The sequence below is a fragment of the Streptomyces sp. NPDC111744 genome, from assembly GCF_055634995.1.
In genome coordinates, this window is record NZ_JBVKCG010000002.1 from 174972 (window position 1) to 198207 (window position 23236).

The 23236-nt window shown below is 71.2% G+C and carries 22 protein-coding genes; 9 read left to right on the forward strand and 13 right to left on the reverse strand.

What is annotated here, in order from left to right; translation table 11 throughout:
• Positions 1–271: 271 nt before the first annotated feature.
• Genes ACZ7OO_RS04830 through ACZ7OO_RS04840 form a run of 3 tightly spaced genes read right to left on the reverse strand, consistent with a single transcriptional unit; the run spans position 272 to position 2119 of the window.
• The gene (locus ACZ7OO_RS04830; protein WP_471501525.1) at positions 272–985 is read right to left on the reverse strand and encodes a hypothetical protein; all 714 of its coding nucleotides are present in this window, start codon (positions 983–985) and stop codon (positions 272–274) included.
• A complete protein-coding gene (locus ACZ7OO_RS04835; RefSeq protein WP_471501527.1) occupies positions 972–1457 on the reverse strand; it encodes a DUF6114 domain-containing protein in 486 nt (161 codons plus the stop codon). Before ACZ7OO_RS04835 ends, ACZ7OO_RS04830 begins: the two co-directional genes overlap by 14 nt.
• A gap of 38 nt (positions 1458–1495) precedes the next feature.
• Complete coding sequence (locus ACZ7OO_RS04840; RefSeq protein WP_471501529.1) at positions 1496–2119, reverse strand: DUF6230 family protein; 624 nt, start codon at positions 2117–2119, stop codon at positions 1496–1498.
• Between the two features lie 217 nt (positions 2120–2336).
• On the opposite strand from ACZ7OO_RS04840, the gene ACZ7OO_RS04845 reads away from it, so the two are divergent.
• Complete coding sequence (locus tag ACZ7OO_RS04845) at positions 2337–3341, forward strand: helix-turn-helix domain-containing protein (protein WP_471501531.1); 1005 nt, start codon at positions 2337–2339, stop codon at positions 3339–3341.
• Positions 3342–3460: 119 nt separating this feature from the next.
• On the opposite strand, the gene ACZ7OO_RS04850 is transcribed toward ACZ7OO_RS04845, so the two are convergent.
• From ACZ7OO_RS04850 to ACZ7OO_RS04875, 6 genes are all read right to left on the reverse strand, one after another.
• Complete coding sequence (locus ACZ7OO_RS04850) at positions 3461–4126, reverse strand: TMEM175 family protein (protein WP_471501533.1); 666 nt, start codon at positions 4124–4126, stop codon at positions 3461–3463.
• 145 nt (positions 4127–4271) lie between these two features.
• Positions 4272–6116 carry a M1 family metallopeptidase gene (locus ACZ7OO_RS04855; protein WP_471501535.1) on the reverse strand — a complete coding sequence of 615 codons (1845 nt, stop codon included), beginning with the start codon at positions 6114–6116 and terminating at the stop codon, positions 4272–4274.
• Between the two features lie 341 nt (positions 6117–6457).
• The gene (locus tag ACZ7OO_RS04860) at positions 6458–7057 is read right to left on the reverse strand and encodes a hypothetical protein (protein ID WP_471501537.1); all 600 of its coding nucleotides are present in this window, start codon (positions 7055–7057) and stop codon (positions 6458–6460) included.
• Positions 7054–8754, reverse strand: coding sequence for a PHP domain-containing protein (locus ACZ7OO_RS04865; protein ID WP_471501539.1), 1701 nt, complete (start codon positions 8752–8754; stop codon positions 7054–7056). Before ACZ7OO_RS04865 ends, ACZ7OO_RS04860 begins: the two co-directional genes overlap by 4 nt.
• Positions 8755–8977: 223 nt before the next feature.
• Positions 8978–11170, reverse strand: coding sequence for a catalase/peroxidase HPI (gene katG, locus ACZ7OO_RS04870; RefSeq protein WP_471501540.1), 2193 nt, complete (start codon positions 11168–11170; stop codon positions 8978–8980).
• A 36-nt stretch (positions 11171–11206) separates the two neighbouring features.
• The gene (locus ACZ7OO_RS04875; RefSeq protein WP_471501542.1) at positions 11207–11644 is read right to left on the reverse strand and encodes a Fur family transcriptional regulator; all 438 of its coding nucleotides are present in this window, start codon (positions 11642–11644) and stop codon (positions 11207–11209) included.
• Between the two features lie 211 nt (positions 11645–11855).
• Between ACZ7OO_RS04875 and ACZ7OO_RS04880 the strand changes: the two genes are divergently transcribed.
• The 5 genes from ACZ7OO_RS04880 (at position 11856) to ACZ7OO_RS04900 (ending at position 15290) form a co-directional block, all read left to right on the forward strand.
• Positions 11856–12236, forward strand: a complete 381-nt coding sequence (locus ACZ7OO_RS04880; RefSeq protein WP_471501544.1) for a sortase-dependent protein — start codon at positions 11856–11858, stop codon at positions 12234–12236.
• Positions 12233–12841, forward strand: coding sequence for a class F sortase (locus tag ACZ7OO_RS04885; RefSeq protein ID WP_471501546.1), 609 nt, complete (start codon positions 12233–12235; stop codon positions 12839–12841). The genes ACZ7OO_RS04880 and ACZ7OO_RS04885 overlap by 4 nt, the downstream gene beginning before the upstream one ends.
• Before the next feature lie 95 nt (positions 12842–12936).
• The gene (locus ACZ7OO_RS04890; protein ID WP_471501548.1) at positions 12937–13428 is read left to right on the forward strand and encodes an RNA polymerase sigma factor; all 492 of its coding nucleotides are present in this window, start codon (positions 12937–12939) and stop codon (positions 13426–13428) included.
• Positions 13412–13870 (forward strand): hypothetical protein, encoded by a 459-nt coding sequence (locus ACZ7OO_RS04895; RefSeq protein WP_471501550.1) that lies wholly within the window; start codon positions 13412–13414, stop codon positions 13868–13870. Before ACZ7OO_RS04890 ends, ACZ7OO_RS04895 begins: the two co-directional genes overlap by 17 nt.
• 298 nt (positions 13871–14168) lie before the next feature.
• The gene (locus ACZ7OO_RS04900; RefSeq protein WP_471501552.1) at positions 14169–15290 is read left to right on the forward strand and encodes an acyltransferase family protein; all 1122 of its coding nucleotides are present in this window, start codon (positions 14169–14171) and stop codon (positions 15288–15290) included.
• Positions 15291–15327: 37 nt separating this feature from the next.
• On the opposite strand, the gene ACZ7OO_RS04905 is transcribed toward ACZ7OO_RS04900, so the two are convergent.
• Together ACZ7OO_RS04905 and ACZ7OO_RS04910 are read right to left on the reverse strand one after the other, a co-directional pair.
• Complete coding sequence (locus ACZ7OO_RS04905) at positions 15328–17460, reverse strand: discoidin domain-containing protein (protein ID WP_471501554.1); 2133 nt, start codon at positions 17458–17460, stop codon at positions 15328–15330.
• A 252-nt stretch (positions 17461–17712) separates the two neighbouring features.
• The gene (locus tag ACZ7OO_RS04910; RefSeq protein ID WP_471501556.1) at positions 17713–18414 is read right to left on the reverse strand and encodes an SDR family oxidoreductase; all 702 of its coding nucleotides are present in this window, start codon (positions 18412–18414) and stop codon (positions 17713–17715) included.
• Positions 18415–18698: 284 nt separating this feature from the next.
• Here ACZ7OO_RS04910 and ACZ7OO_RS04915 point away from each other — a divergent pair, with 284 nt between their 5' ends.
• The 3 genes from ACZ7OO_RS04915 to ACZ7OO_RS04925 all read left to right on the forward strand — a co-directional run bounded on the left by ACZ7OO_RS04915 (position 18699) and on the right by ACZ7OO_RS04925 (position 20907).
• The gene (locus tag ACZ7OO_RS04915) at positions 18699–19619 is read left to right on the forward strand and encodes an SGNH/GDSL hydrolase family protein (RefSeq protein WP_471501558.1); all 921 of its coding nucleotides are present in this window, start codon (positions 18699–18701) and stop codon (positions 19617–19619) included.
• Positions 19620–19789: 170 nt separating this feature from the next.
• Positions 19790–20335 (forward strand): RBBP9/YdeN family alpha/beta hydrolase, encoded by a 546-nt coding sequence (locus ACZ7OO_RS04920; protein ID WP_471501560.1) that lies wholly within the window; start codon positions 19790–19792, stop codon positions 20333–20335.
• Between the two features lie 80 nt (positions 20336–20415).
• Positions 20416–20907, forward strand: coding sequence for a peptidylprolyl isomerase (locus tag ACZ7OO_RS04925; RefSeq protein WP_471501562.1), 492 nt, complete (start codon positions 20416–20418; stop codon positions 20905–20907).
• 43 nt (positions 20908–20950) lie between these two features.
• Here ACZ7OO_RS04925 and ACZ7OO_RS04930 read toward each other — a convergent pair whose 3' ends face one another.
• Positions 20951–21964 carry an MASE1 domain-containing protein gene (locus ACZ7OO_RS04930; protein ID WP_471501564.1) on the reverse strand — a complete coding sequence of 338 codons (1014 nt, stop codon included), beginning with the start codon at positions 21962–21964 and terminating at the stop codon, positions 20951–20953.
• A 319-nt stretch (positions 21965–22283) separates the two neighbouring features.
• Entirely contained in the window at positions 22284–23111 is an 828-nt protein-coding gene (locus tag ACZ7OO_RS04935) for a PP2C family protein-serine/threonine phosphatase (RefSeq protein ID WP_471501566.1), read from the reverse strand.
• Between the last annotated feature and the right edge of the window lie 125 nt (positions 23112–23236).

The window sequence follows — 23236 nt, forward strand, 5'->3', positions numbered from 1 at the left end:
GTGCCGAGGTGCGTGCGGACATGGCTCGAATTCTTCACCCTTTCGGATGGAACGGGGCATTCACGGAACGTCGGTCACAGCTCGGGAGTCCTGTGGGGTGAAGGCAGAGACCACAGAACACACGGGGGTGTTCGGACCGACCGCCATCATCGACAGGATCACCGAGGACGGCACGGGGGAGCGGAGCCGGCGCCGGCTCCGTTGGAACTCGACGGGCCGGTCGGACACGCGTCGCAGATCCTCACGGTCCGCCCGCTGCCGGGGGCGTAGGTCACCTGGCCACGACCCGCAACTGCGCTCCCTTCATGGACAGTTGACCGCCAAGCTGCACGACCTGTGCCACGGTCGCCGAAACGAGGGTGATCGTGCGGGTACGGACGACCGGGTGCGAGAGCCAGCGGGGTACGGACTCGGGGGTCACGGTGACGGTGCGGTCCGCCGGGAGCTGGCCGCCGCCGAGGCCCGTGACCCTGCCGGACAGCTTGCGGACGTAAAGGGTGACCGCACCTCCGGTGCCCTGGCCCTTGAGGGTGGAGGTCGTCGCCGGTCTGGCCCGCAGGCGCAGCGCCGCGCGGCCCCGGCCGACGGTCAGGTCGAGGTCGACGGCGTCCAGTGACCGCACGGTCAACCTCAGTGCCCGGACGGTCCCCGTCGCGGTGCGCACCGTGGCGATGCCACGGAACCTCGCGCCTCGCAGGACGAGCCGGTCGGCGCGCAGCGTCCAGGAGCCCTTGGCGGCGCGCGGCGGGTACGCGCCGAGGCGTGGTGCGTCGGCGGGCGCCGCGGAGAGGCTCACGCCCGGGTGCAGGGACCCCGGCTGCAGGGACCCCCGGTACAGGGACAGGGACAGACAGGCCACGGCCGCCGCGCAGGCGAGTGGCCCGGACGCACGGGCGAACACCGAACCGGCCGTACTCGTACGGCGCGGGCGGCCGCGCCCGTCAGTGCGCGCGCTCCGGCCGGTGCGGTCGTCAGCAGTCGCCACTTCGGCCCTCCGGCGCCACCACGGCCGTGGTCCCGCAGTCGCTCGGCGGTGCCGGCGGTTCCTCGGCCGCGGGCGGCAGCCAGGCGCAGGCCAGGGAGCCGCCGATCAGGCCGCAGGCGACGCCCAGGAAGAGGCCGCCGAAGTTCGCGACGGGAAAGGAGACGACCGAGAGCAGGAGGGTGGCGATCCCGGCGAAGACCCGGAGATGGGGACGGCAGCAGAGGGCGACGCCCAGCACCAGAAGCAGGGTGCCGATCACCAGGGCGCCGGCGCCCGATGTGGTCGACAGGGCGAGCGGGATCCCGCCAAGGTCCAGGTTCGCGTAGGGCCAGTAGAGGATGGGCAGCCCGGCCCCGAAGGTGAACAGCCCGGCCCAGAAGGGACGTTCGCCGCGCCAGGTGCGGAACCTGCGCCGGAACTCCGGGGCGGTGGCGAGCAGTTCGCCTGGTCTGGCGAAGGGGTTGGTGATCACGCGTCCTGTCCTGATCAATGATGTCCTGGCCCGCCGGGTCAGGGACATGCGTGGTCGCCCGGCTGGAGCCGCACCTGCAGACCCGGGATGTTGAAGGTGCCGGCGGACAGCGCGACCGCCTTCACCCGCACGTCGGTCAGGGTGGTCGAGACTGCCTGCTGGGCGACGCCGTCCGGATCGAAGAACCGGGAGTCCCGGTCTCCGGACCTGACCGGGCCCTTGGTGAGGGCGCCCTGAGCGACACCGATGTCCAGGCCGGTGAAATTCGCGCCTTCGGCCGTCGACGTCGTCGAGTCGAGGAACAGGTCCGACGCCTCGGCCAGCCGATCGTCACCGCCGGTGAGCCGTACGGTCTGGGTGCCCAGTAGTGGGACGTCGACCACGACGGACTGGCACAGCCCGCTGATCGCCGCATGCCGGAAGCCGGTGACCACGACGGGGACGAGTTCATGCTTTCTGGTCACGTCGACCATGCCGTAGAGGCTGAACCCACGGGCGGTCAGCGAGTCGGCGGTGACCTGGAACTTCTGGCCGGAGATGAAGAACGACGCGGCGAGTACGCCCTGCGCCATGCCGATGCCGACGGTGGCGCACGCCGCGACGCCGGGCACCAGGACCACCGCGAAGAGCCGCCAGCGGGTTCTCCCGGCGCGGTGCGGCATCCCGTCTCCTTCAGTCGTGAGGTGAAGCCCCGCCCCTACCGGGCAAGGCGAGATATGTCCTGCATGTCCGGTTTCGGATCCTAGGCTTCCGGTTCCGGCGACCGGCTGCACGCCAGGCCCGCCGTACGAGTGATGCAAGTTCTGCTGGTCCCTCCGGGCGACGGGGTGGGCGCTCCGCGGGGTCCGAGTAGGCTTACGGACGTTCGAAGTGGGTCAAGTGCCCATTTCGCCGAGAAGGAGCAGCCCGATCAGCGATCGTCCGACCTTCGCCCAGTTGCTGCGGGGCCATCGCCGCGCGGCCCGTCTGACCCTGGAGCAGCTGGCCGACGCTTCGGGGGTCAGCGCCCGGACCCTGTCCGACATCGAGCGCGGCCGGAGCAAGGGCCCCCAGCAGCGGACCGTCACCGCGGTCGCGGACGCGCTCGCGCTGGCCTACGACGCCCGGCAGCAACTCCTGCAACTCGCGCGGGACGCCCGGCTACGGGATCACTGGACCCGCCCGACCGGGCTGTGCGAACTCCCGCGGTCCATCGGCGACTTCACCGGCCGCGCCACCGAACTGGCCTGGGTCGACGGGCTCGTGCAGAGCGAACTCGGCCCCGGCGTCGCCGTGGTGGGGCTCGTCACCGGCTCGGCCGGGCTGGGGAAGACCACCTTCGCCGTCCGCGCCGCCCACGCCGTGCGGCCGGGCTTTCCCGACGGGGTGTGCTTCCTCGACCTGTTCGGCATGTCCCAGCGGCCGCTGGCCGTCGACGACGCCCTGGCGCTGCTGCTGGGTTCACTCGGGGTCGTGGAGCAGCAGCTGCCGGCCGACACCCACGGCCGTGCCTCCCTGTACCGCTCTCTGCTGCGGGACCGGCGCGTTCTCGTCGTGCTCGACAACGCCGCGTCCGAGGAACAGGTGCGCCCGCTGCTGCCGGGCGGGGGCGCGGCCCGGGTGCTGGTCACCAGCCGGCGCCTGCTGTCCGGCCTGGAGGGCGTGCGCAGGCTCGTCCTGGGTCCCCTGCAGATGCCGGAGGCCACCGAGCTGCTGACCGGCATTCTCGGCGAACGGTCCGCCACGGACGGGGAGTCGGCGCTCACCCGGCTGGCGCAGCTGTGCGGCGGGCTGCCGCTGGCGCTGCGGATCATCGGCAACCGGCTGGTGAGCCGCCCCGCCTGGAGCGCCGACGAGCTCGCCCACCGGCTGGCCGACGAGGAGCGCCGTCCCACGTGCCGATGATCAGCCACCCGAAGACCACGGCCCGCTTCGTCGAGACGGCCTTCAAGACCGTCTGCTGACCTGAGCCGGCCCTTCACCGCCCCGGCCCGCCTCCCGCGGGCCGGGGCCTCGGGCTGCCCTCAGGACCCGGGCTCTGCCTCGGCCGGCGCCCCGGCGGCGCTCTGAGCGGGCCTGCGGTGCACGGCGCGAACCGGGATCGCCAGCAGCCACCAGTACTTGGCGAGGTTCGGCGACCAGAAGGCCACCGGGATCGCCGTGGCGAAGACCAGGACGAGCAGAAGGTTGCGGCGGACCGTCTTCCTCAGCTGCCCGGGGTCCGCCTCCGGGGCGGCCAGCGCGGGCGCGGTGAGCAGCCGCAGGTACATCGCGCACAGGAGGCCGAGCGACAGGGCGATCGCGCCCGAGTAGCAGGCCGTCGCCGTGGTCGTCTCGCCGTACTGGCTGAGCAGCTTGGTCGGGAAGGGCAGCGCGGCCACGACCGCGAGCAGGGCGAAGTACAGGTGGAGCAGTGAGCGGTCGATGGTGGCGATCACGGTGAACAGGGCGTGCTGGGTCAGCCAGAGCACGCCGATGACGGCGAAGCTCAGCAGGTACGCGCCGATCGCGGGGAACAGCTCCCGTACGGCGTGGGCGACCTCGGAGTCGCGCAGGCCCTCGGGGACATTGATGTCGAGCGCGAGCAGGGTGATGGCGATGGCGAACACGGCGTCGCCGAGCATCGCCAGCCGTTCCGGTGCCACGGAGACCTCGCGGCGACGGAGGGCAAGGGGGCGGGACTGGTTCATGAAAGCGGTACCACGGCAATCCTCGGCGTACGGGACGACGGAAGGATTACCACACCGCGGCGTACGCCAGGAACGCGAACGACCCGGGCGTGGCACGGCCTTGACCAACGGCCGTGCCACGCCCGGGTCCACGGAACGACGTGCGTCAGCCGTCGATGCGGTGGGTGGTCCAGAACGACGTCAGGTCGGTGCTGGTGGCCGCCTGGGCCGCCGCCTTGAACTCGGCGGTGGTGGAGACGCCGTACCAGTGTGCGGTGGCGTAGTTCCTCAGCAGCGTGGTCATGGCGGTGTCGCCGATGAGGCGGCGCAGGTCGTGCAGGGCGCACTTGCCGTAGCCGTAGACGACGGTGGAGTAGCGGGAGGAGTGGGCGTCCCAGTACGCCATCGAGTTGGTGATCTTCTCCGCCGACGAGGCCCAGGACACGCTGTTCCAGCAGTTGGTGCCGCTCAGTCCCTGTGCCAGGTCGGTGGCGTAGTCGGTGAACGCCTCGTCCAGCCAGGGGCTGTTGTACTCGTCGTCACCGACGATGCCGTACCACCACTGGTGGCCGATCTCGTGGGTGAGCGCGGTGGTGCTGACCAGGTCCAGGACGAAGCCCGGGTACTCCATGCCGCCGAACCAGAAGTTGTTGTCGATGACGGCGTCCAACTCGCCGTACGGGTACGCCCCGAAGCGGCCGGCGTGCGCGTCGACCGCCGACTTGGCGGTGGTGAGCATCGACTGGGCGCTGGAGGAACTGATCCCCGAGACCGAGTAGATGTTGACCGGGACGCCGGCGGTGGAGGTGCCGGAGATCTTGGTGAAGGGCCCGGCCGCCCAGGCGAAGTCACGGACCTTGGCGGCGGTCGCGGTGGTGACGGTACGGCCGCTGGTGCCGGGGGTGTCGGTCGAGGTGCCCGTGGCCGGGACCAGCAGGCTGGTCGGGTGGTCCAGGGTGACCTTGAAGTCGGCGGCCAGGGAGTAGAACGACTCGCCGTTGTTGGTGTACGGGTCCAGGTGCCAGCCGGATCCGTCCCGGACCGCGAGGACGGGCAGGGCGTTGCCGATGAAGCTGAAGCTGCCGTCGTAGCCGAAGCGGTCGGCGCCGCTGGGGACAGTGATGCCCAGGTCGAAGCCGATCGATGTGCTCTGGCCCTGCGCCAGCGGCGTCGGCAGGGTGACCTTCAGGGCCGTGCAGGCGACGGAGAGGTCGCCCGCGGTGCCGCCGGTGACGTTGCTGACGGTGATCGGCGGGGCCGAGCAGGTGCCGTGGTAGTTGTCCCAGAGGCGGAGGTACACCTCGCTCAGCGCGGTGGCGGAGGCGTTGGTGAAGGTCGCGCTCTCGTGGCCGGTCCAGCTGGTGCCGGTGGCGTTGCTGGTCAGGCTGACGGTGTACGACGGTGCGGCCGGGGTGCGGGTGGTGTCGCCCGGGGTGGTGGCGCCCGAGGTGTCCAGGGCGATGTCGTCCAGGACGAAGCTGGACTGGAGGCTGGAGTCCTCGGTGCCGGTGAAGGCCACGGTCACGGTCTGGCCGGCGAACGCCGAGACGTCGAAGGACTTCTGGACGTAGCCGGTGTTCTTGTCGAGGTTGGAGTAGGTCGCCAGGGTGGTGCTGCCGATCTTGGCCGTGAGCTTGTCGTACGCCGTGGAGCCGGTCGTCTCGGCGGTGTCGATGTGCATCCAGAAGGTGAGGGTGGCGGAGCACCCCGAGGGTATGGTCACGCTCTGCGAGAGCGTGTCGGTGTGGGTGCCGCCGGTGCCGTCCAGCCAGGCGAAGCTGGTGCCGCCGTGGGCGGACTGGCCGGAGCGGTTGGTGATCACGCTGGTGGACGACTGGGTCCAGGGCGAAGTACCGCTCTCGAAGCCACCGTTGGTGATCAGCTGGCTCGCCGTGCAGGCGGCGGCGGTGGCCTCGGCCGCCGACGCCGGGGCGCCGGGGAGCAGGGCCGCGGCGAGGGCGGCGACGGCCAGCGCGCTGGTGGCGAAGGCCTTGTGGGGGGTCGGTCTCACACGAAACTCCTTTGCGGCGGCCGGGATCCCGGCCTGCTCGGTGACCGTCCGTCCGGCTGGGGTGCGCCGGGGAGCGGCCTCGGGTCACGCGTTACGAACGGTGCGAGTCGGAAGCCTGACAGATTTGACCAGGCCATGTCACTAGGCAGTGGGGGGACCGTTGTGGAGGAGCCGCGCTGCGGCGGGTGACCGGACCGCTGGGAGGCCGGGGCGGAGGTCTCCGTGCGGTGCGACTGGTGCGCGCGCACGGTGTCCCCGGACCGCTGCCGGTGGACGGGGGGCCGTGCGCGTCGGTGTCGGCGGGGAGCTGTCCGGCCGCGGCTCCGGGCGCTGACCTCGCGTCAGAGATGGTCGGCGCAGCAGGGAGTGGGGTTGGGGACCTCGAAGGGGGCCAGCAGGCCGCCCGCCGCCGGGACCAGGGTCAGGGTGAGGACCCCGTTCCGCCACTCCGGGCGTACGTGATCCTGCGTCAGGATCTTGGTTTCGGGCGGGAGTTCGGCGGCCGGGGCGCCCAGCACCACCAGGCGTTCGATGGCGCTGCGGTCGAGTACGGCGGCCACGGTGACCGTGCCGGTGAGATGCTCCACGCCCGGGTAGACCACGGCCCGGCCGGAGGTGCGGGGTGCGGCGGCCGCCCGGCGGGCGGTGTCCACCGCGTCGCCCGGACCGTGGGTGCGGTCGGTCAGGGCGAGGCCGCCGCCCTCCGGCAACCACTCCAGCAGTTCCTGCCACACGGCGTCCGGGTCCGGGACCGCAAGCGACACCGCGGTACCCCGGCGCTCGTCGGTGCGGTACAGGTGGGTGCAGGCGAACACGCCGTCCGTGAGCGCCGGTCGGCCCAGCAGCCCGTGGATCAGGTGGTCCGCCTCGCGCAGGGTCGCCGTACCGGCGTCCACCCCGATGACGGGGTGGACGCCGGAGGCGTGGTGCGGGGAGGTCATGCGGGCAGGACCCACATCGGGTTGGAGTAGAACCACAGGTCCTTCCACGGGTCGGCGTCGCCGAGGACGTCGATGGCCGGGCCCGCCGGGTCCACGGCGGCGCCGTTGATGCCGACCGCCGAGCGGTTGCCGTCGGTGCCGCGCAGCCGGACGTAGACCGGCTTGTCGAGGCGGCCGAGGGAGTACGTCAGCCGGACCGCCCCCGTGGCCTTGTTGACCTCGAAGGACTTCACGACCTTGGTGGCGGGCGTGGCGAAGGTGTCCTTGTCGGAGACCGTCCCGGTGACATCGCCCTGGATGACGTCGACGCGGGCCAGGGTGGGCACGAACTGGGACCAGTTGGGCCCGTTGGCGAGGCTGATCTCGATGACCAGCTCGACCTGGCTGCCCTTGCGGACCTGGAGCACGCCACCGAGGGTCACCGCGCGGGAGCCGGAGCGCAGCTGGGCGTCAAGGCCGCTGATCAGGCCGCCGTGGTCGACCCAGACCCGGCCGGCCCGGATGCCGTCCATCACCGACTTGTAGGAGAAGGAGGCGGAGCCGACGTGGGTGCGGGAGTACTGGCCGGGCCAGAAGTCGGTGTCGGTGAGGCTGATGCCGCCGCCGTACACCGGGTCGTTGTAGCGGCCGTTGGCGTTGAAGTCGCCGTTCGGGCCGCGTACCGCGCTGTCCGCGTAGACGTTGTGGGAGTCGGAGTTGGCGGTGATCCACCAGGGCTTGCCCTCGGCGAGCAGGCTGTCCCACAGGCCGCCGACGGTGGCGGTCATCCAGTCGAAGCCGCCCCAGGTGCGGTAGCTCTCCAGCGGGTAGCCGCCGAAGGAGTCGGCGCTCGGGCTGTTGTCGTAGATGCCGCGCGCGGAGCCGGGGCCGTTCGGCTTGGGCAGGCCGCCCGCCTGGTGGCCGGGGGCGCCCTCCATGCCGACGGCGATCGAGGGCTGGGCGTCGCGCCAGGCGCGGATCTCGTGCGGGGAGTCGATGCCCTTGCGCGCCGGGTGGTTGGCGAGGAACAGGGCGTCCTTGACCTTGCGGCGCTGCACCTGCTCGGCGAGGAAGTTGAGGCCGGAGATGGCCAGCGCCTCGTTGGCCGGGGTGTTGGCGGAGGCGCCCTTGACCGAACCGTCGAAGGAGTTCTCGAACTCCTTGAGGACGGCGACCTCGTTCTTGCCGGGGTGGACGAAGACGGTGCCGTGCTCGGCGGCCGGGATGTTCCACTCAAGGCCCTGGAAGACCAGGGTGTCCTCGATCTCGTCACGGGCCGCGACGATGTCCGGGTTGACCTTCTCCACACCGATCTTGGCGTGGGTCTCACTGCCGTGGTCGGTGATGACCATCCAGTCCAGGCCGTGCGCGTTGGCCTGGCGGACGTGGTCGACGACCCGGTACTTGGCGTCCGAGCTGTACTGGGTGTGAATGTGGTGGTCACCGGCCAGCCACAGGTAGTCGCCGGAGCGGCCGTCCCGAAAGCGGGCGGAGGAGACCGAGGCGGCGGCCTGGCCCGCGCCGGCGAGGACACTGCCCGCCGCGAGGCCCGCGCCGAGCAGACCGGTGCGGCGCAGCATCGAGCGGCGGGAGAGCTGACCGGGCGTCAGCTCCTCGTCGGGGACCGACAGATCGAGGGCGGGCGGCAGCGACGAGGCGTCGGCGTCCGTGTGATGGTGGTGATGGTGACCGTGGTCGTGGCTGTGACCGTGACTCATGCGCGAACTCCCGCGGGCGGTCGGGACGGGGGGTGACTCCAGGACGTGCAGAGTCTGCGAAGGTCGCGTGAACGGCAGGAGTCGAGGCCATGCTGAGGTAAAGAACCGCTGATGTGCAGCAAACTACGGGGAGTTGGCACGTAAAGCAGACCATGCGGACGCAAAGACGCCCGGGCCGGCCGGTGAGGCCGGCCCGGGCGTCACGCACCGGGCTTCGCCGGGATCAGACCAGGTCGAACCGGTCCGCGTTGGCGACCTTCGTCCAGGCGGCGACGAAGTCCTTCACGAACTTCTCCTTGGCGTCGTCGCTCGCGTAGACCTCGGCCACCGCGCGCAGCTCGGAGTTGGCGCCGAAGACCAGGTCGGCACGGGTGCCGGTCCACTTGACCGCGCCGGTGACCAGGTCGCGGCCCTCGAACGTGGTCTGGTCCTCGGAGATCGACTTCCACTCCGTGCCCATGTCGAGCAGGTTGACGAAGAAGTCGTTGGTCAGCACGCCCGGGGTCTCGGTGAGGACACCGTGCTTGGACCCGCCCTGGTTGGCACCGAGCACGCGCAGACCGCCGACCAGGACGGTCAGCTCGGGGGCGCTGAGGCCGAGCAGGTTGGCGCGGTCGAGGAGCAGGTACTCGGCCGGCAGGCGGTTGCCCTTGCCGAGGTAGTTGCGGAAGCCGTCCGCCGTCGGCTCCAGGGCCGCGAAGGACTCGGCGTCCGTGTGCTCCTCGGTCGCGTCGACGCGGCCCGGGGTGAAGGGCACCTCGATGTCCACGCCGGCGTCCTTGGCGGCCTTCTCCACGGCTGCGGCACCGCCGAGGACGATCAGGTCGGCCAGGGAGACCTTCTTGGCACCGGAGTTGAACTCCGACTGGACCCCCTCCAGGACCCGCAGGACCTGGGCGAGCTGGTCGGGGTCATTGGCCTCCCAGCCGCGCTGCGGCTCCAGGCGGATCCGGGCGCCGTTGGCACCGCCTCGCTTGTCGCTGCCGCGGTACGTCGAGGCCGACGCCCAGGCGGTGGAGACCAGCTGGGAGACCGTCAGGCCCGATTCGAGGAGCCTGGCCTTGAGGGCCGTGACGTCGGCGGCGTCGATGGGCTCGCCCTCGGCCGCCGGCAGGGGGTCCTGCCACAGCAGGGTCTCCGCCGGGACCTCCGGGCCGAGGTACAGCGCCTTCGGGCCCATGTCACGGTGGGTCAGCTTGTACCAGGCGCGGGCGAACGCGTCCGCGAACTCCTGCGGGTTCTCGTGGAACCGGCGGGAGATGGGCTCGTAGATCGGGTCGAAGCGCAGCGACAGGTCGGTGGTGAGCATCGTGGGCAGACGCTTCTTCGACGGGTCGTGCGCGTCGGGGATGATCGCCTCGGCGTCCTTGGCGACCCACTGCTTGGCGCCGGCCGGGGACTCGGTCAGCTCCCACTCGTAGCCGAAGAGGATGTCGAAGAAGTCGTTGCTCCACTGGGTGGGCTTGGTGGTCCAGGTGACCTCCAGGCCGCTGGTGATCGCGTCGCCGGCCTTGCCGGTGCCGTAGGTGCTCTTCCAGCCGAGGCCCTGCTGCTCGATCGGCGCGCCCTCGGGGTCGGCGCCCACGTTGTCCGCGGGGCCGGCGCCGTGGGTCTTGCCGAAGGTGTGGCCACCGGCGATGAGGGCGACGGTCTCCTCGTCGTTCATCGCCATGCGGCGGAAGGTCTCACGGATGTCGCGGGCCGCGGCGATCGGGTCCGGGTTGCCGTTGGGGCCCTCCGGGTTGACGTAGATGAGGCCCATCTGGACGGCGCCGAGCGGGCTCTCCAGGTCACGGTCGCCGGTGTAGCGCTGGTCGTCGAGCCAGACCTTCTCGGGACCCCAGTAGACGTCCTCCTCCGGCTCCCAGACGTCCTCGCGGCCGCCGCCGAAGCCGAAGGTCTCGAAGCCCATCGACTCCAGGGCCACGTTGCCGGTGAGGATCATGAGGTCGGCCCAGGAGATGGCCTGGCCGTACTTCTTCTTGACCGGCCACAGCAGGCGGCGGGCCTTGTCGAGGTTGCCGTTGTCCGGCCAGCTGTTGAGCGGGGCGAAACGCTGCTGGCCGGCGCCGGCGCCGCCGCGGCCGTCGGAGATGCGGTAGGTGCCGGCGCTGTGCCAGGCCATACGGATCATCAGCGGGCCGTAGTTGCCGAAGTCGGCCGGCCACCAGTCCTGTGAGGTGGTGAGCACCTCCGCGATGTCACGTTTCACGGCCGCGAGATCGAGGGCCCGGAACGCCTCGGCGTAGTCGAAGCCCTCGTCGAGCGGGTTCGCGACGGCGGGATTCTTGGCAAGGATCTTCAGGTTGAGCCCCTCGGGCCACCACTGGCGATTGCCGCCGCCCTGGGTGGGGTGCGGGGCACGGTCGTGCGCGACCGGGCACTTGCCCGCGGTGTTCTCCTGGGTCTCGGACATGGGGGAAATCCTTCCGGAGGGGGCGGATCAACGTACTCAGGAATGGCTGACGGTGGAGCAGTCGGGGCACAGGCCCCAGTAGATGACCTCGGCCTCGTCGATGACGAAGCCGTGGTCGTTCGAGGCGGTCAGGCACGGGGCGTCGCCGACCGCGCAGTCGACGTCGGCGACGGCACCGCACGAGCGGCACAGGACGTGGTGGTGGTTGTCGCCGACGCGCCCCTCGAACCGGGCCGGGCTGCCGGCCGGTTCGATTCGGCGGACGAGTCCTGCCGTGGTGAGCGCGTGCAGCGCGTCGTACACGGCCTGGAGCGATATGTGGCCCACGCGCTCGCGGACGCCCGAGGCGACCCCTTCGACGTCGAGATGGTCGCCGCTCCGAACGGTCTCCAGCAGCGCGACGCGGGCGGCCGTCACCCGCAGGCCGGCACCACGCAGCTCGTCGGCGGTGGTCGGAGGCTGGGATGCGGTCATGGCGACAACCTATCCCTATAAACACGAGTGATTCAAGAAAACAAACCGTTCAAGTCTGGTGCCGAAGCGGACAACCCCTGCCCTTCCGCCACCACCCCTCCGGGGACTTTGCCATCCCTTTACAACCTGACCCGGCGCCGGGTCGTCTCTCCGCTCGATCCGTTACTCAGCCCGCCCTGACCACGGCGGGCCGACGAAAGAGAGCGTCTTCATGCGCCGAACTGGCCGAACCGTCCTGAGCGCCACGGCACTCGCCTGCACCGCCGTCCTGGCGGGCACCGTCCCCGCGTTCGCCGACAGCGCCACCCCGAGCCCGGTCCCCACCATGGCACCGTCCGCCCGCTCCGCGGACCCCTCCCCCGTCCCGACCGAGGCGCGCTCCGCCGAGCCCACCCGGGCGTCGACCCCCGCACCGGCCCGGGACCGGGGCCAGGTCGCCGCCGTGCCCAAGGGCGCGCCCGACACCGGGGTGGGGGAGCCGTCCTCGGGCTCCGGGTCCGAGGAGGCGCTGATCGGCGGAGGCACGGCAGCGGCACTCGTCGCGGGCGCCGTGGTGTTCGCCGTGCGCCGCCGCCGGGCGACCGGGGCATGACCTCGCTCTCCAGGCGCGCATTCGTCACCGCCGCGACGGCCTCGCTGCTGGCGGGCTGTGCGGGGCAGGCAACTCACCGGACGGCCACCACCGTCCACCGCGAGCAGCCGCCGGCGCCCTCGCCGTCCGCCACGCCGACCGCGCTCGGGCGTTCCGTGCCGGTCCGGCTGCGCATCCCGGCGATCGGCGTCGACACCCCGCTGCTGCGGCTGGGCCTGGCGGCCGACGGCACGGTGCAGGTACCGCCGATCACCGCGCACGACCGGGCCGGCTGGTACCGCCACTCCCCCACCCCGGGGCAGGTCGGCCCGTCGGTGATCCTCGGCCATGTCACGGTCGGCGCCTATGGTGACGGCGTCTTCCGCCGGCTCGGGGAGCTGCACCGGGGCGAGCAGGCGGTGGCGCGTCTGGAGAACGGCCGGTCGGCGGTGTTCACCGTCGACGAGGTGCGTACGGTCGCCAAGGCAAAGTTCCCGACCGAGGACGTGTACGGGGACGTGGACCGCCCGGAGCTGCGGCTGATCACCTGCGGCGGCCCGCGGGGCGGCGACGGCTACCTCGACAACGTGATCGTCTTCGCCACGCTGACCGGCACGACACCCTGACCCGGCGGATACGGATGCGGCACCGGTGGAACTCACGGCCCCCGGTTCCGCATCCTCCTCATCGCCCTCGACGAGCCCATCGACTCTGGAGAACGTTGAAACGGTCCCGTGACAAGGCGGCGTCCGAGCTGTTCGCCGCCCTGTACCCACGCCTGGCCGGCTGGTGCCGCCGCCTGGTCGACGACGACGAGACGGCGCACGAGATCGCCTCGGAGGCGTTCACCCGGCTGTGGGCCCGGTGGACGTCGGTGGAGGAGCCCCGCGGCTTCCTCTATGTCACCGCGGCCAATCTCGTCCGGGACCACTGGCGCAAGATGGAGCGCGAGCGCCGGACCGTGCGCCGCGTCGGCTCGGAGGCCGCGACCCGCCCGCACCCCGAACAGACGGACCCCTCGGTACGGCTGCTGGTGCAGTCGCTGCCGGAGCGACTGCGCGTGCCGATCCTGCTGCACTACTACGCTGACATGCCGATCCGGGAGGTGTCCGAGCTGACCGGGCGCAAGGAAGGAACCGTCAAGGCCGATCTGCACGCGGCCCGTGAACTGCTCCGCGTCCATCTGAGGAGAAGCCTTGACCACACGCTTTGACGCGGAGCCGGAGTTCGACGGCCCCGACGATCCCCTCGCTGTCGTCCTGCGGCCGCCGACCGCGTATCTGGGCCCGCCGCCGGGCCGGTACGAGGAGATCCGGCGCACCGCGAACCGCCGCCGGCTGGTGCGTACGGCGGCCGGGGCCGGGGTGACCTGTGCCGTCGCCCTCCTCGTCGCCCTGCCGATGCATCTGACGGCGCCCCCGGCACCGACGTCCCCGCGAGTCCCCCTGGCGCCGCCCGCTGTCAGCCCTACGGCCCCGCACCGTCCCCCGGCGTCTTCGGCACCCGCCAGCCCCACGCCGATCCCCAGCGTCCCGCCCAGGAGGAGCCCCACCACGCAGACCCCCACCCGCGTAGCGTCGACGACTCCGTCGGCGGTGCGGGTCACGCCGTCCGAGAGCCGGCCGAGCTCCGCCGCCACGCGGCCCCCGTCATAGCGGCGTCAACACGGCGAAGGATGACCGCCCCCGTTCGTGTCGCATGTCCCGACACGCCGCCTGGGTGCGAAAGCCCGGGCCAGGGCGTCAGGCCAGGCGGTACTGCGCACGGCGAGGGCCGCCGTCCGTGTCGGCCGTCCGGGTAGGGTCGCACCCACCCTTCCGGCCGCTGCGGCCCGTTTGGCCGAGGCCACTGCTCGGCGTTGGTGTGATGTTCGCACGAGGCCGGAATGAAAGGTGTGGAACGGGCAACGCTCCGTTTCATGCTCCACGCGCGAACCCACCGGCAGGTGACTTGATGACGACGGCGACCAAGGCCCTTCCTACCGCTCCGGCCGCCGCGCCACCGTCCCGTAGCCAGTCGTCCGCCCCCGCCCCCTCGCTGCCGTCCCTCACCGGGCTGAGATGGATGGCCGCGCTGCTGGTCTTCGGACTGCACGTGCACAACTTCCGCTATTTCGGCGGCACCGCCGCCCGCTTCATGTCCTGGGGGTTCGAGGCAGGCGCCTCAGGGGTGTCGTTCTTCTTCGTGCTGTCCGGGTTCGTCCTGATGTGGTCCGCGCGGCCGGGTGACCGGGCTCGGCGTTTCTGGTGGCGGCGCGTCGCCCGGGTCTATCCGGTGCACCTGGTGACCGTCGTCATCGCCCTGGTCATGGCGGTCACGCTGCCCCGCCAGTCGAAGCCGACCCTGCCGCAGGGCCTGGCCGACGTCCTCCTGGTGCACTCCTGGTGGCGGCCGTGGTGGCAGACGCTGGACCCGGTCAGCTGGTCGCTGGCCTGCGAGGCCTTCTTCTACGCCGCGTTCCCGCTGCTGGCCCTGCTGCTGCGCCGGCTGGGCGCGCGGGGCGCCGCACTGCTGGCCGCGCTGGCCGTCCTCGCGGTGCTGGTGCTGGCCTGGACGGACGCCCACCACTGGTGGGACCAGCCGATCAGCTCCTTCCCGGCGGCCCGGCTGCCCGAGTTCGTGCTCGGCGCGGCCGCCGCACGGCTGGTGCTGCTCGGCCGCTGGCGCGGCCCCGGCCTGGAGGCCTCGCTCGCACTGGCGATCATCGGATACTTCCTGGTCCCCCAGGTCACCGACGAGTACGCGGCCACCGCCTGCACCATCATGGGCTTCGCGCTGCTCATCCCGGCGGCGGCCGTCGCCGACCTGCGCGGACTGCCCTCGCTGTGGCGCCGCCGTTGGCTGGTGCGCCTCGGCGAGCTGTCGTTCGCGTTCTACATGGTCCATCTGCTGGTGCTGCGGGCGGGCACCCAACTGCTCGGCACCCGCCCGCGCTTCGGCCTGCTCACCGGGGCGACCGTCGCCACCGTCGCGTTCGCCGTGTCGCTGGGCCTGTCCTGGCTCCTCTACGAGGGCGTGGAGCGGCCCGCGCGACGGCTGCTGCTGCGGCGCCCGGCCCGGCGGCCGACGGCCTAGCCGGCTTGGTCCTGTCGTCGCCCGGAGACGACAGGGCCTAGGGGAACTGCGTCACCTTGGAGGGCACGGTGCTGGTCCCCGAGGTCGGTGCTCCCGTGGTGTTGACGACGTGGGCGTACTGACCCATGCCGCCGAGGGAGATCACCAGCAGGTCGTGCATCTTGATGCCCGAGCCGGTCGGCACCTGGAAGCCGTTGGACTGCACGATCGTGGGATCGGCCGTGTAGTTGCAGTAGCTGCCCAGCCCCCATGCCTCATGGGTGGTCACGGTGTCGGCGACCTTGTAGGCCGCGTAGCCGACGACGCCGTCGTGGGTGATGGCGGCGGCGTTCGGGGCGTCATAGGCCTTCTCGTTCTGGAAGAAGATCGTGCGCCCTCTCTCTCCGTTCCAGTAGACGTCGTACTTGTTGAAGTGCTCGACGAACAGGCCGGTGGCCAGGACGTCGTTGCCGTTGACCCGGAGGCCGTAGTCGGCGCGGTTGGTGTCCCAGCCGACTCCGCTGCCGTGGTCGGCGCGCCAGAGCCAGGTGTGGTCGATGATGACGTTGTTGCTGTTGACGACCACGGAGTTGGTGGCGAGGCCGGGTCCGGCACCGCCGATGCGGACGAACACGTCCTGCATGCTGGTCGGGTTGGCGGAGTGGTCGGCGCTGGAACCGGGGTCGCCGATCCGCAGCAGTGTGTCGGAGTTGACCGAGCCCGCGTCGATGAGGAACCCGGCGAGCTTCACCCCGTCGACGTCGGCGACGTGCATGGCGTCTACGCCGTTGTCCGGGACCAGGGTGGCCAGACCGAGGCCGAGGACCACGGTGTTGGCGCGGTTGACGTTGATGGTCTGGTCGAGGTGGTAGATGCCCGGCGTGAAGAGGAGGTTGAGGCCCTGGGCGAGGGCCGCGTTGATGGTGGCCGCGGTGGCGCCGGGCTTGACGACGTAGAACTGGTCCAGCGGGAGCGAGGTACCCGCGTTCGCCGGCCAGGAGACGCCCCGGGCGTTGGTGCGCTTGGCCGGGACGAAGACCTTGTAGGCGCTGCCGTCCAGGTACAGGAACGGCTTCTCACGCGAGACGGGGGTGGTGTCGAGCGTGGTGTACGGGCCGGAGTCGAAGTTGGTCGCGGGCGCGCCCTGGACGCCGGAGAAGGTCATGTTCCAGACGCCGTTGGTCCAGCCGCCGACCGAGCTGTCCCTGGTGTACCACTGCTGCTGGGAGTACGGGCCGACCGTGCCGTCGATCTTCGAGTCGGCGATGTAACCGCCGGAGGCCCAGCCGTAGCCGTTCGGGGCGAGGTTGAGACCGCCCTTGACGTGGATACGACGGAAGGGGGCCGCCTGAGCCACGGCCCATCGGTCCGTCCCGTTCGACGGCGTGATGGCGAGGTTCTCCGCCGAACGCCAGAAGTTCTGCGTGGCGTTGCCGTTGAACCAGCCGGCGTCGACCGTGACATCGCCGTTGATCTGCGTGTCGTCGGGGTTGAGGCCGAGGCCGGAGATCGAGGTGTAGAAGCCGATCTGGGCGTTGATGCCGTTGTAGGTGCCCGGCTTGAGCAGGAACTGGTAGCGGCCGGTGCCGAACTGGGCGGACTCCTGCTGGGCGAAGACGGAGTCGAACTTCTGCTGGAGGTTCGGCGTGGACGGGTCCACGACGATCACGTTCGGGCCGAGGTCGCCGCCGCCCTGGACCGGGGGCGTGCCGGTGGTGGTGCCGAAGACCTGGAACTCCCAGAGCGAGTAGCCGTACTGGGTGGCACGGTGCACGCCCTGCATCCGGACGTAACGGCCCTGGCCCGAGACGGCGAGGGTGTCGGTGCCGCCGTCCCCGCCGGTGACCGACGTGAGGTCGGTCCAGTTGCTGCCGTTCGCGGAGATCTGGAGCTTGTAGTCCTTGCCGTAGGCGGTCTCCCAGTTGAGGACCACCTGGTTGACCGTGGCGGTGGCGCCGAGGTCGACCTGGAGCCACTGGTCGTCGGTGAAGGCGGACGACCAGCGGGTGCCGGTGTTGCCGTCGACCGCGTTCCCCGCGGCGGTCCCGCCGTTTTCCTCGGAGGAGGCGGTGGCCGTCTTCCCCTGGGACAACAGGGTGTCGGCGGCCTGGGCCGCCGGCGCGTGCACGGTGGGCAGGGCGAGCAGCGCCGCCATGGCGGCGAGCGCTACGCCCAGGGATCTCAGTCTCATCAGCGGCTCCCTGAAGTGATGCTCGGGGCACGCGCAAACGGCGCACCCCGCGGCTTAGTTCAGGTTTTGATTTAAGTGATGAGGCAACTTCCCGGCAACCCTTCGGCACCGGAAATTTCAACGGTCACCCCTCCGCGACCGGACGGAGGGAGGTCGGCGGCCCAGGCGTGCTGCCCGGCGGACCAGGTCGCGGGAAATGAACGATGCCTGGCACGATCCGCCGGGCAGGCAGGCCCCAACAGGGAACCCAGGTCACTGGGCGAGTTGCTGGTACATGGCGGCGAGGTCGCCGGACAGGGCACCCTTGGCCCAGCGGGTGATGTCGTCGGCGAGTACCTCGTAGGCGTCCGACTCGACACCGTCGAGAGCGGCCGCGGCGATGTCCTGCGGCTTCGCCTTCGGGCCGTCGGCCTGGGCCGCCATGTCGGTGTCGACATAGCCCATGTGCAGGCCCGTGACGCCGATGCCACGCGACTGGAGCGCCAGGCGCAGGCTGTTGGTCTGCGACCAGAGGGCCGACTTGGAGGCGCTGTAGGCACCGCCTTCGGCGACCCAGGAGAGCACCGAGTGGACGTTCAGGATGTGGCCGCCGCCGTTGCGCTCGATGACCGGGACGAAGGCGCGGGTGAGCAGTAGCGGTCCGTAGAAGTTGATCTCGAACTCGCGGCGGATGTCGTCGAGCGAGGAAGTCAGGAAGCGGGTTCCGGTGGCCACCCCCGCGTTGTTGACCAGGAGGGTGACGTCCTGGGCCCGTTCGGCGACCGCGGCCACGGAGTCGGGGTCGGTCACCTCCAGCGCCAGCGCCACCGCGTCGGGGTGGGTGACGGTGCGCGGGTCGCGAGCGGTGGCGTAGACCTTGCCGGCGCCGCGTGCGTACAGCTCTTCCACCAGCGCCTTTCCGATACCGCGGCTACCGCCGGTGACGAGGACGACGGAGTCCTTGATCGCGGTCATGACATCCACACTCCAGACATGGGACAGAGCCCGGAAACCGATCGGTTTCCGACGACTGCGACCATCGTAAACCGATCGGTTTCCCACTTCAATCGCGGAGGGTGACACCCGGCCGCCGTCCGGACCCGATCCCCGTGTGGGCCAGGCGAGTTACTCGATCCAGTTCATTGCGTCCAGCCTCTGGCTACGGACTCCTACCGGGCGGTATACAGACCCCCGACACACGCGTGCGGGCCGCCCGTCGGGACCGGTTCCGTGCGCGTCCTGGTTCCAGGGGGATCTCCATGGCGTACGGCACCCCGTCCGACGGTTCGGCGAGACGGCACCGGCGGAAGGCCACCGTGGCGGCGGCGCTGGGCGGCTGCGCCCTGGTGGCCGCGTCCACGACACCGGCCGCGGCCCACGGCGGCGGGCACCACGGCGGCCACGACCGTGGCACGAGCTATGTGGCGCTCGGCGACTCCTACACCTCGGGCCCCGTCATCCCGACGCAGGCCGACGCGAACTGCGCCCGCTCGGACCACAACTACCCCTCGCTGGTGGCGGCGGCGCGGCACGTCAGCGCGTTCAAGGACGTGAGCTGTGGCGGTGCGACGACCGCGGAGATGTGGAAGGCGCAGGGCACCAACGGGCCTCAGCTCGACGCCCTTCGGCGGGACACCGATCTGGTGACGGTCCAGATCGGCGGCAACGACATCGGGTTCGGCCCCATCATCGGCACCTGCGCGACCCTCGGTGCCACGGATCTGACGGGCAACCCCTGCCAGCGGTACTACAACGCCTCCGGCAGCGACCAGTTGACGCTCAACATCGCGCAGACCGCGCCCAAGGTCGACAAGGTGCTGCGGGCCGTCCACGCCCGGGCCCCGCACGCCCAGATCCTGGTCGTCGGCTACCCCGACCTGCTCCCCGACGACGGCAGCGGCTGCTATCCGACGGTGCCGTTCGCCGCCAAGGACTTCCCCTACCTGCGGGACGTGGGGAAACGGCTGAACCTCATGCTGCGCGTGGTCGCCGCCTGGAACGGCGCCCGGTACGTGGACACCTACGGTCCGACCATCGGCCACGACATGTGCAAGGCGCCCGCCGACCGCTGGATCGAGCCCCTCCAGCCGACCTCACCGGCGGCCCCGGCCCACCCCAACGCCAAGGGGGAGGCGGCCATGGCCCAGGCCGTGCTGGAGCGGCTGGGCAAGCGGTACTGAGAACTGGTGGGCAGGGGCTTGGGCGGATAACCGCGTAGTACGAGGGATGTGGTGACCGGGCCGCAGCGGGCGAGGGAGTCCACGACTTCTTCGAGGCGTTCGGCGTGTGTGCACTCGCCCTCAGGGTGGGCCCGGGAAGGGCCGGGCCACGACGGAAGGGGCGGTCGGCGATGGTCGCGTACGTCATCATCCCCGGGATCGACGGATCGGACGACAAGCACTGGCAGAGCCGGTGGGAGGCGGAGTGGGGCGAGTCGGCGGTTCGGATCGCCCCCGGCTCATGGACGCGGCCCGACCTGCCTCAGTGGGTGGCCGCGGTGCGGGCCGCCTACGACAGTGCGGTGGCGCGGGACGGCCGGGTGGCGCTGGTGGCGCACAGCCTCGGCTGCTGGGCGGCCGCCGAGTGGCTCGGGTCGGCGCGGCCCGAGGGGGTCCTGGCCTTCCTGGCCGCGCCGCCCGATCCGCGGGGACCGATGTTCCCGGGTTCGGCCGCGCCGACGTTCGTTGAGCTGTCCGCCCGCCCGCTGCCGTGCCCCGCACTGGTGGTGGCGAGCGACGACGACCCGTACGGCGACGCCACGGCCGCCGCCGCGCTGGCCTCCGGCTGGCGGGCACCCTGGCATTCCGTCGGCGCGCACGGGCACCTCAACTCCGCGAGCGGGCTCGGCGACTGGCCGGCCGGCCGGGCACTCCTGCGGACGCTCACGGGCGCCTGAGCGGCTCCGGTGACCCGACACCCCGGCTTCTCCGGCCCCGTGGGAGGGACCGGGGGACGGTTCGCGATAGGTTGACCTGCATGAGCGACAACGTTTACTTCGACATTTCGATCAACAACGAGCCGGCCGGCCGGATCGTGTTCAACCTGTTCGACGACGTCGTACCGAAGACGGCCCGCAACTTCCGTGAGCTCGCCACCGGACAGAACGGCTTCGGCTACGCCGGTTCGGGTTTCCACCGGGTCATCCCCGAGTTCATGCTCCAGGGCGGTGACTTCACCCGCGGTGACGGCACCGGCGGCAAGAGCATCTACGGCGAGAAGTTCGCGGACGAGAACTTCCAGCTCAAGCACGACCGCAAGTACCTGCTGAGCATGGCCAACGCCGGCCCGAACACCAACGGCTCGCAGTTCTTCGTCACCACCGTGCTGACGCCGTGGCTGGACGGCAAGCACGTGGTCTTCGGTGAGGTCGTCGAGGGCTCGGACATCGTCGACAGGATCGAGGGCTACGGCACCCGCAGCGGTGCGCCGAAGGCCAAGATCGAGATCACGGCCAGCGGCACCGTCTGACCACGGACCCCCGCATGCGAACGGTGACCGGGCGACCGCCCGGTCACCGTTCGTCTCGTTCGGGCCGCGGTTCCTCCGCCTCCGGCCCGGAGCGCCCGGCCGGGGCATCGTGTGCGGTGAGGTGTTCCAGGGCCTCGGCCAGTTCCTGGCAGGCCTCCTCGACGGAGAGCCGGGTGTTGCGCTGCTCGGTGATCAAGGCCGACAGCAGCAGCGCGGTCAGCGCCATGGAGCCGTTGAAGGACTGCAGTTTCAGCATCACCTCGACACGCGTGAGGCCGGCGAAGGCACCGGCGTGATCCGTCGCGGCGATCGTGGCCACGACCGACGTGAACAGGGCGCACAGCATGCTCCCCAGGAGCCGGAACCGCAGGGCGGCCCAGATCAGCAGGGGGTAGACGAGGAAGAGCACGCTCACGGTGCTGTACGTGGCCGCCGGGACCAGGACGGCGGTGACGACCGCGAGGGCCAGTGCCTCCTTCCAGCGGGCGAGCGGCGGGGGCCAGCGAGCGCCGAGCAGCACCAGCAGGACCGGGGTGACGATCAGGACGCCCATCGCGTCGCCGACCCACCACGCCAGCCAGACCGGCCAGAAACTGTCCGCGGCGAGCTGGCCGACGGCCACCAGCAGGGCCGCGTCGACGGTGGCGCTGAGCAGCATGGCGGTGAGCGCCCCCAGGAGCACCAGGGCGAGGCCGTCCCGCAGCCGACTCAGCTCGGTGCGGAAGCCGACCCGGCGCAGCATGAGGTACGCCCACACGGGGGCAGCCGTGTTGGCGAGGAGAAGAACGACCACCTGGGGACCGGGCACGGTGAGCGACAGGACGAGGAAGAAGGAGCCGAGCGTGATGCCCGGCCAGCAGCCCAGGCCGAAAACCAGCAGACAGGCCAGCGCCACACCGGTCGGCGGATAGATGGGGGTGACGACGGCGTCCTCGACGGCGAGCCGGCGCAGCAGGCCGAGCTGCCCGGACGCGTAGTAGCAGGCGGCGACGGCCAGCGTCCGGAGGGCGAAGACGGCCGGTCGGCGCAGTTCCTGGATACCCACCACAGCAGCCATCAGACACCGAGCCACCCAGGTCGGCGAGGCGGGAGACACCCCCGGCTGACGACCCGGGCCGACGCCGGCCGCCGGCGGCCCGTAGCGACGGAAATGGCCCTGCCCACGGCTCCTGGTTTGGATACCCGGCCGGTGCCGTGATTCGTACACCCCGGCGGTGCCGGCCGCCGGTGAACCTGCGGCCGACCTGAAGGACGCCGCCGAGGCCCGGGCCGGCTGGCGTGCCCCGCCGACGGCGGTCGCCGGTCGTCCCGGGACGAACATGATGGGCCACCGCCGACGACCCCATGGTTTGCGTCCCCCGCCGGTGGCCGTGTCGCTACGGCGTGAGGCCGGGGCCGTCGTGGCCCACGACCAGGACCGCCGCGTCGTCCTCGTGGCCCACCTGTTCCGCGCCCTTGATCACGGCGGCGGCCAGGGACTGCGCCTCAAGACCGGCGACGGCGGCGATACCGGCGAGCCGAGCCACCTGGTCGAGTCCCTCTTCGATGTTCATCGACGGTCCTTCCACCACCCCGTCCGTGAGCAGCACGAACATGCCTCCGGTGGTGAGCCGGAACCGGGAGACCGGGTACCCGATGCCCGGATCGATGCCCAGCGGCGGACCGCCCTCGTCCTCGCCGACCCCGGACTTTCCGTCGGCGGTGGCCCAGACGAACGGGATATGGCCGGCCCGGGCGCTCTCCAGGACACCGGTCTCCGGGTCGAGCCGCATGAACGTGCAGGTGGCGAAGAGGTCGCTGCCCAGGGAGACCAGCAGGTCGTTGGTCCGGGCGAGCAGTTCGCCCGGCTCGCTGGTCACCGAGGCCAGCGCCCGCAGCCCCGCCCTGACCTGGCCCATGAAGGCGGCCGCCTCGATGTTGTGGCCCTGGACATCACCGATGGACAGGGCTACACGGCCCTCGGGCAGCGTGAAGGCGTCGTACCAGTCACCGCCCACGTTGAGTCCGTAGCAGGCGGGCGCGTACCGGACGGCCAGATGGAAGCGGGGGGCGTCGGGCAGGTCCCGGGGCAGCATGCCGCGCTGGAGGGCGATGGCCAGCTCGACCTGCGAGCGCTGGTACTCGGCCCGCTCGCGTGCCTGGGCCGTGAGCGACCTCAGTCTGACCAGCAGCTCGTCGTCGTCCATGGAGAGCTTACGGCGCATGGATCACTCCGGCCGTGGCGGCAGCCTCCCAGGGCAAACCCCTGGATTTCCACCCTTACAGGATCATAGTGCGTCCTGACCACGGGACGGACCGGCGGGCGGGGCGGGCTCGTGGTCAGGACGGT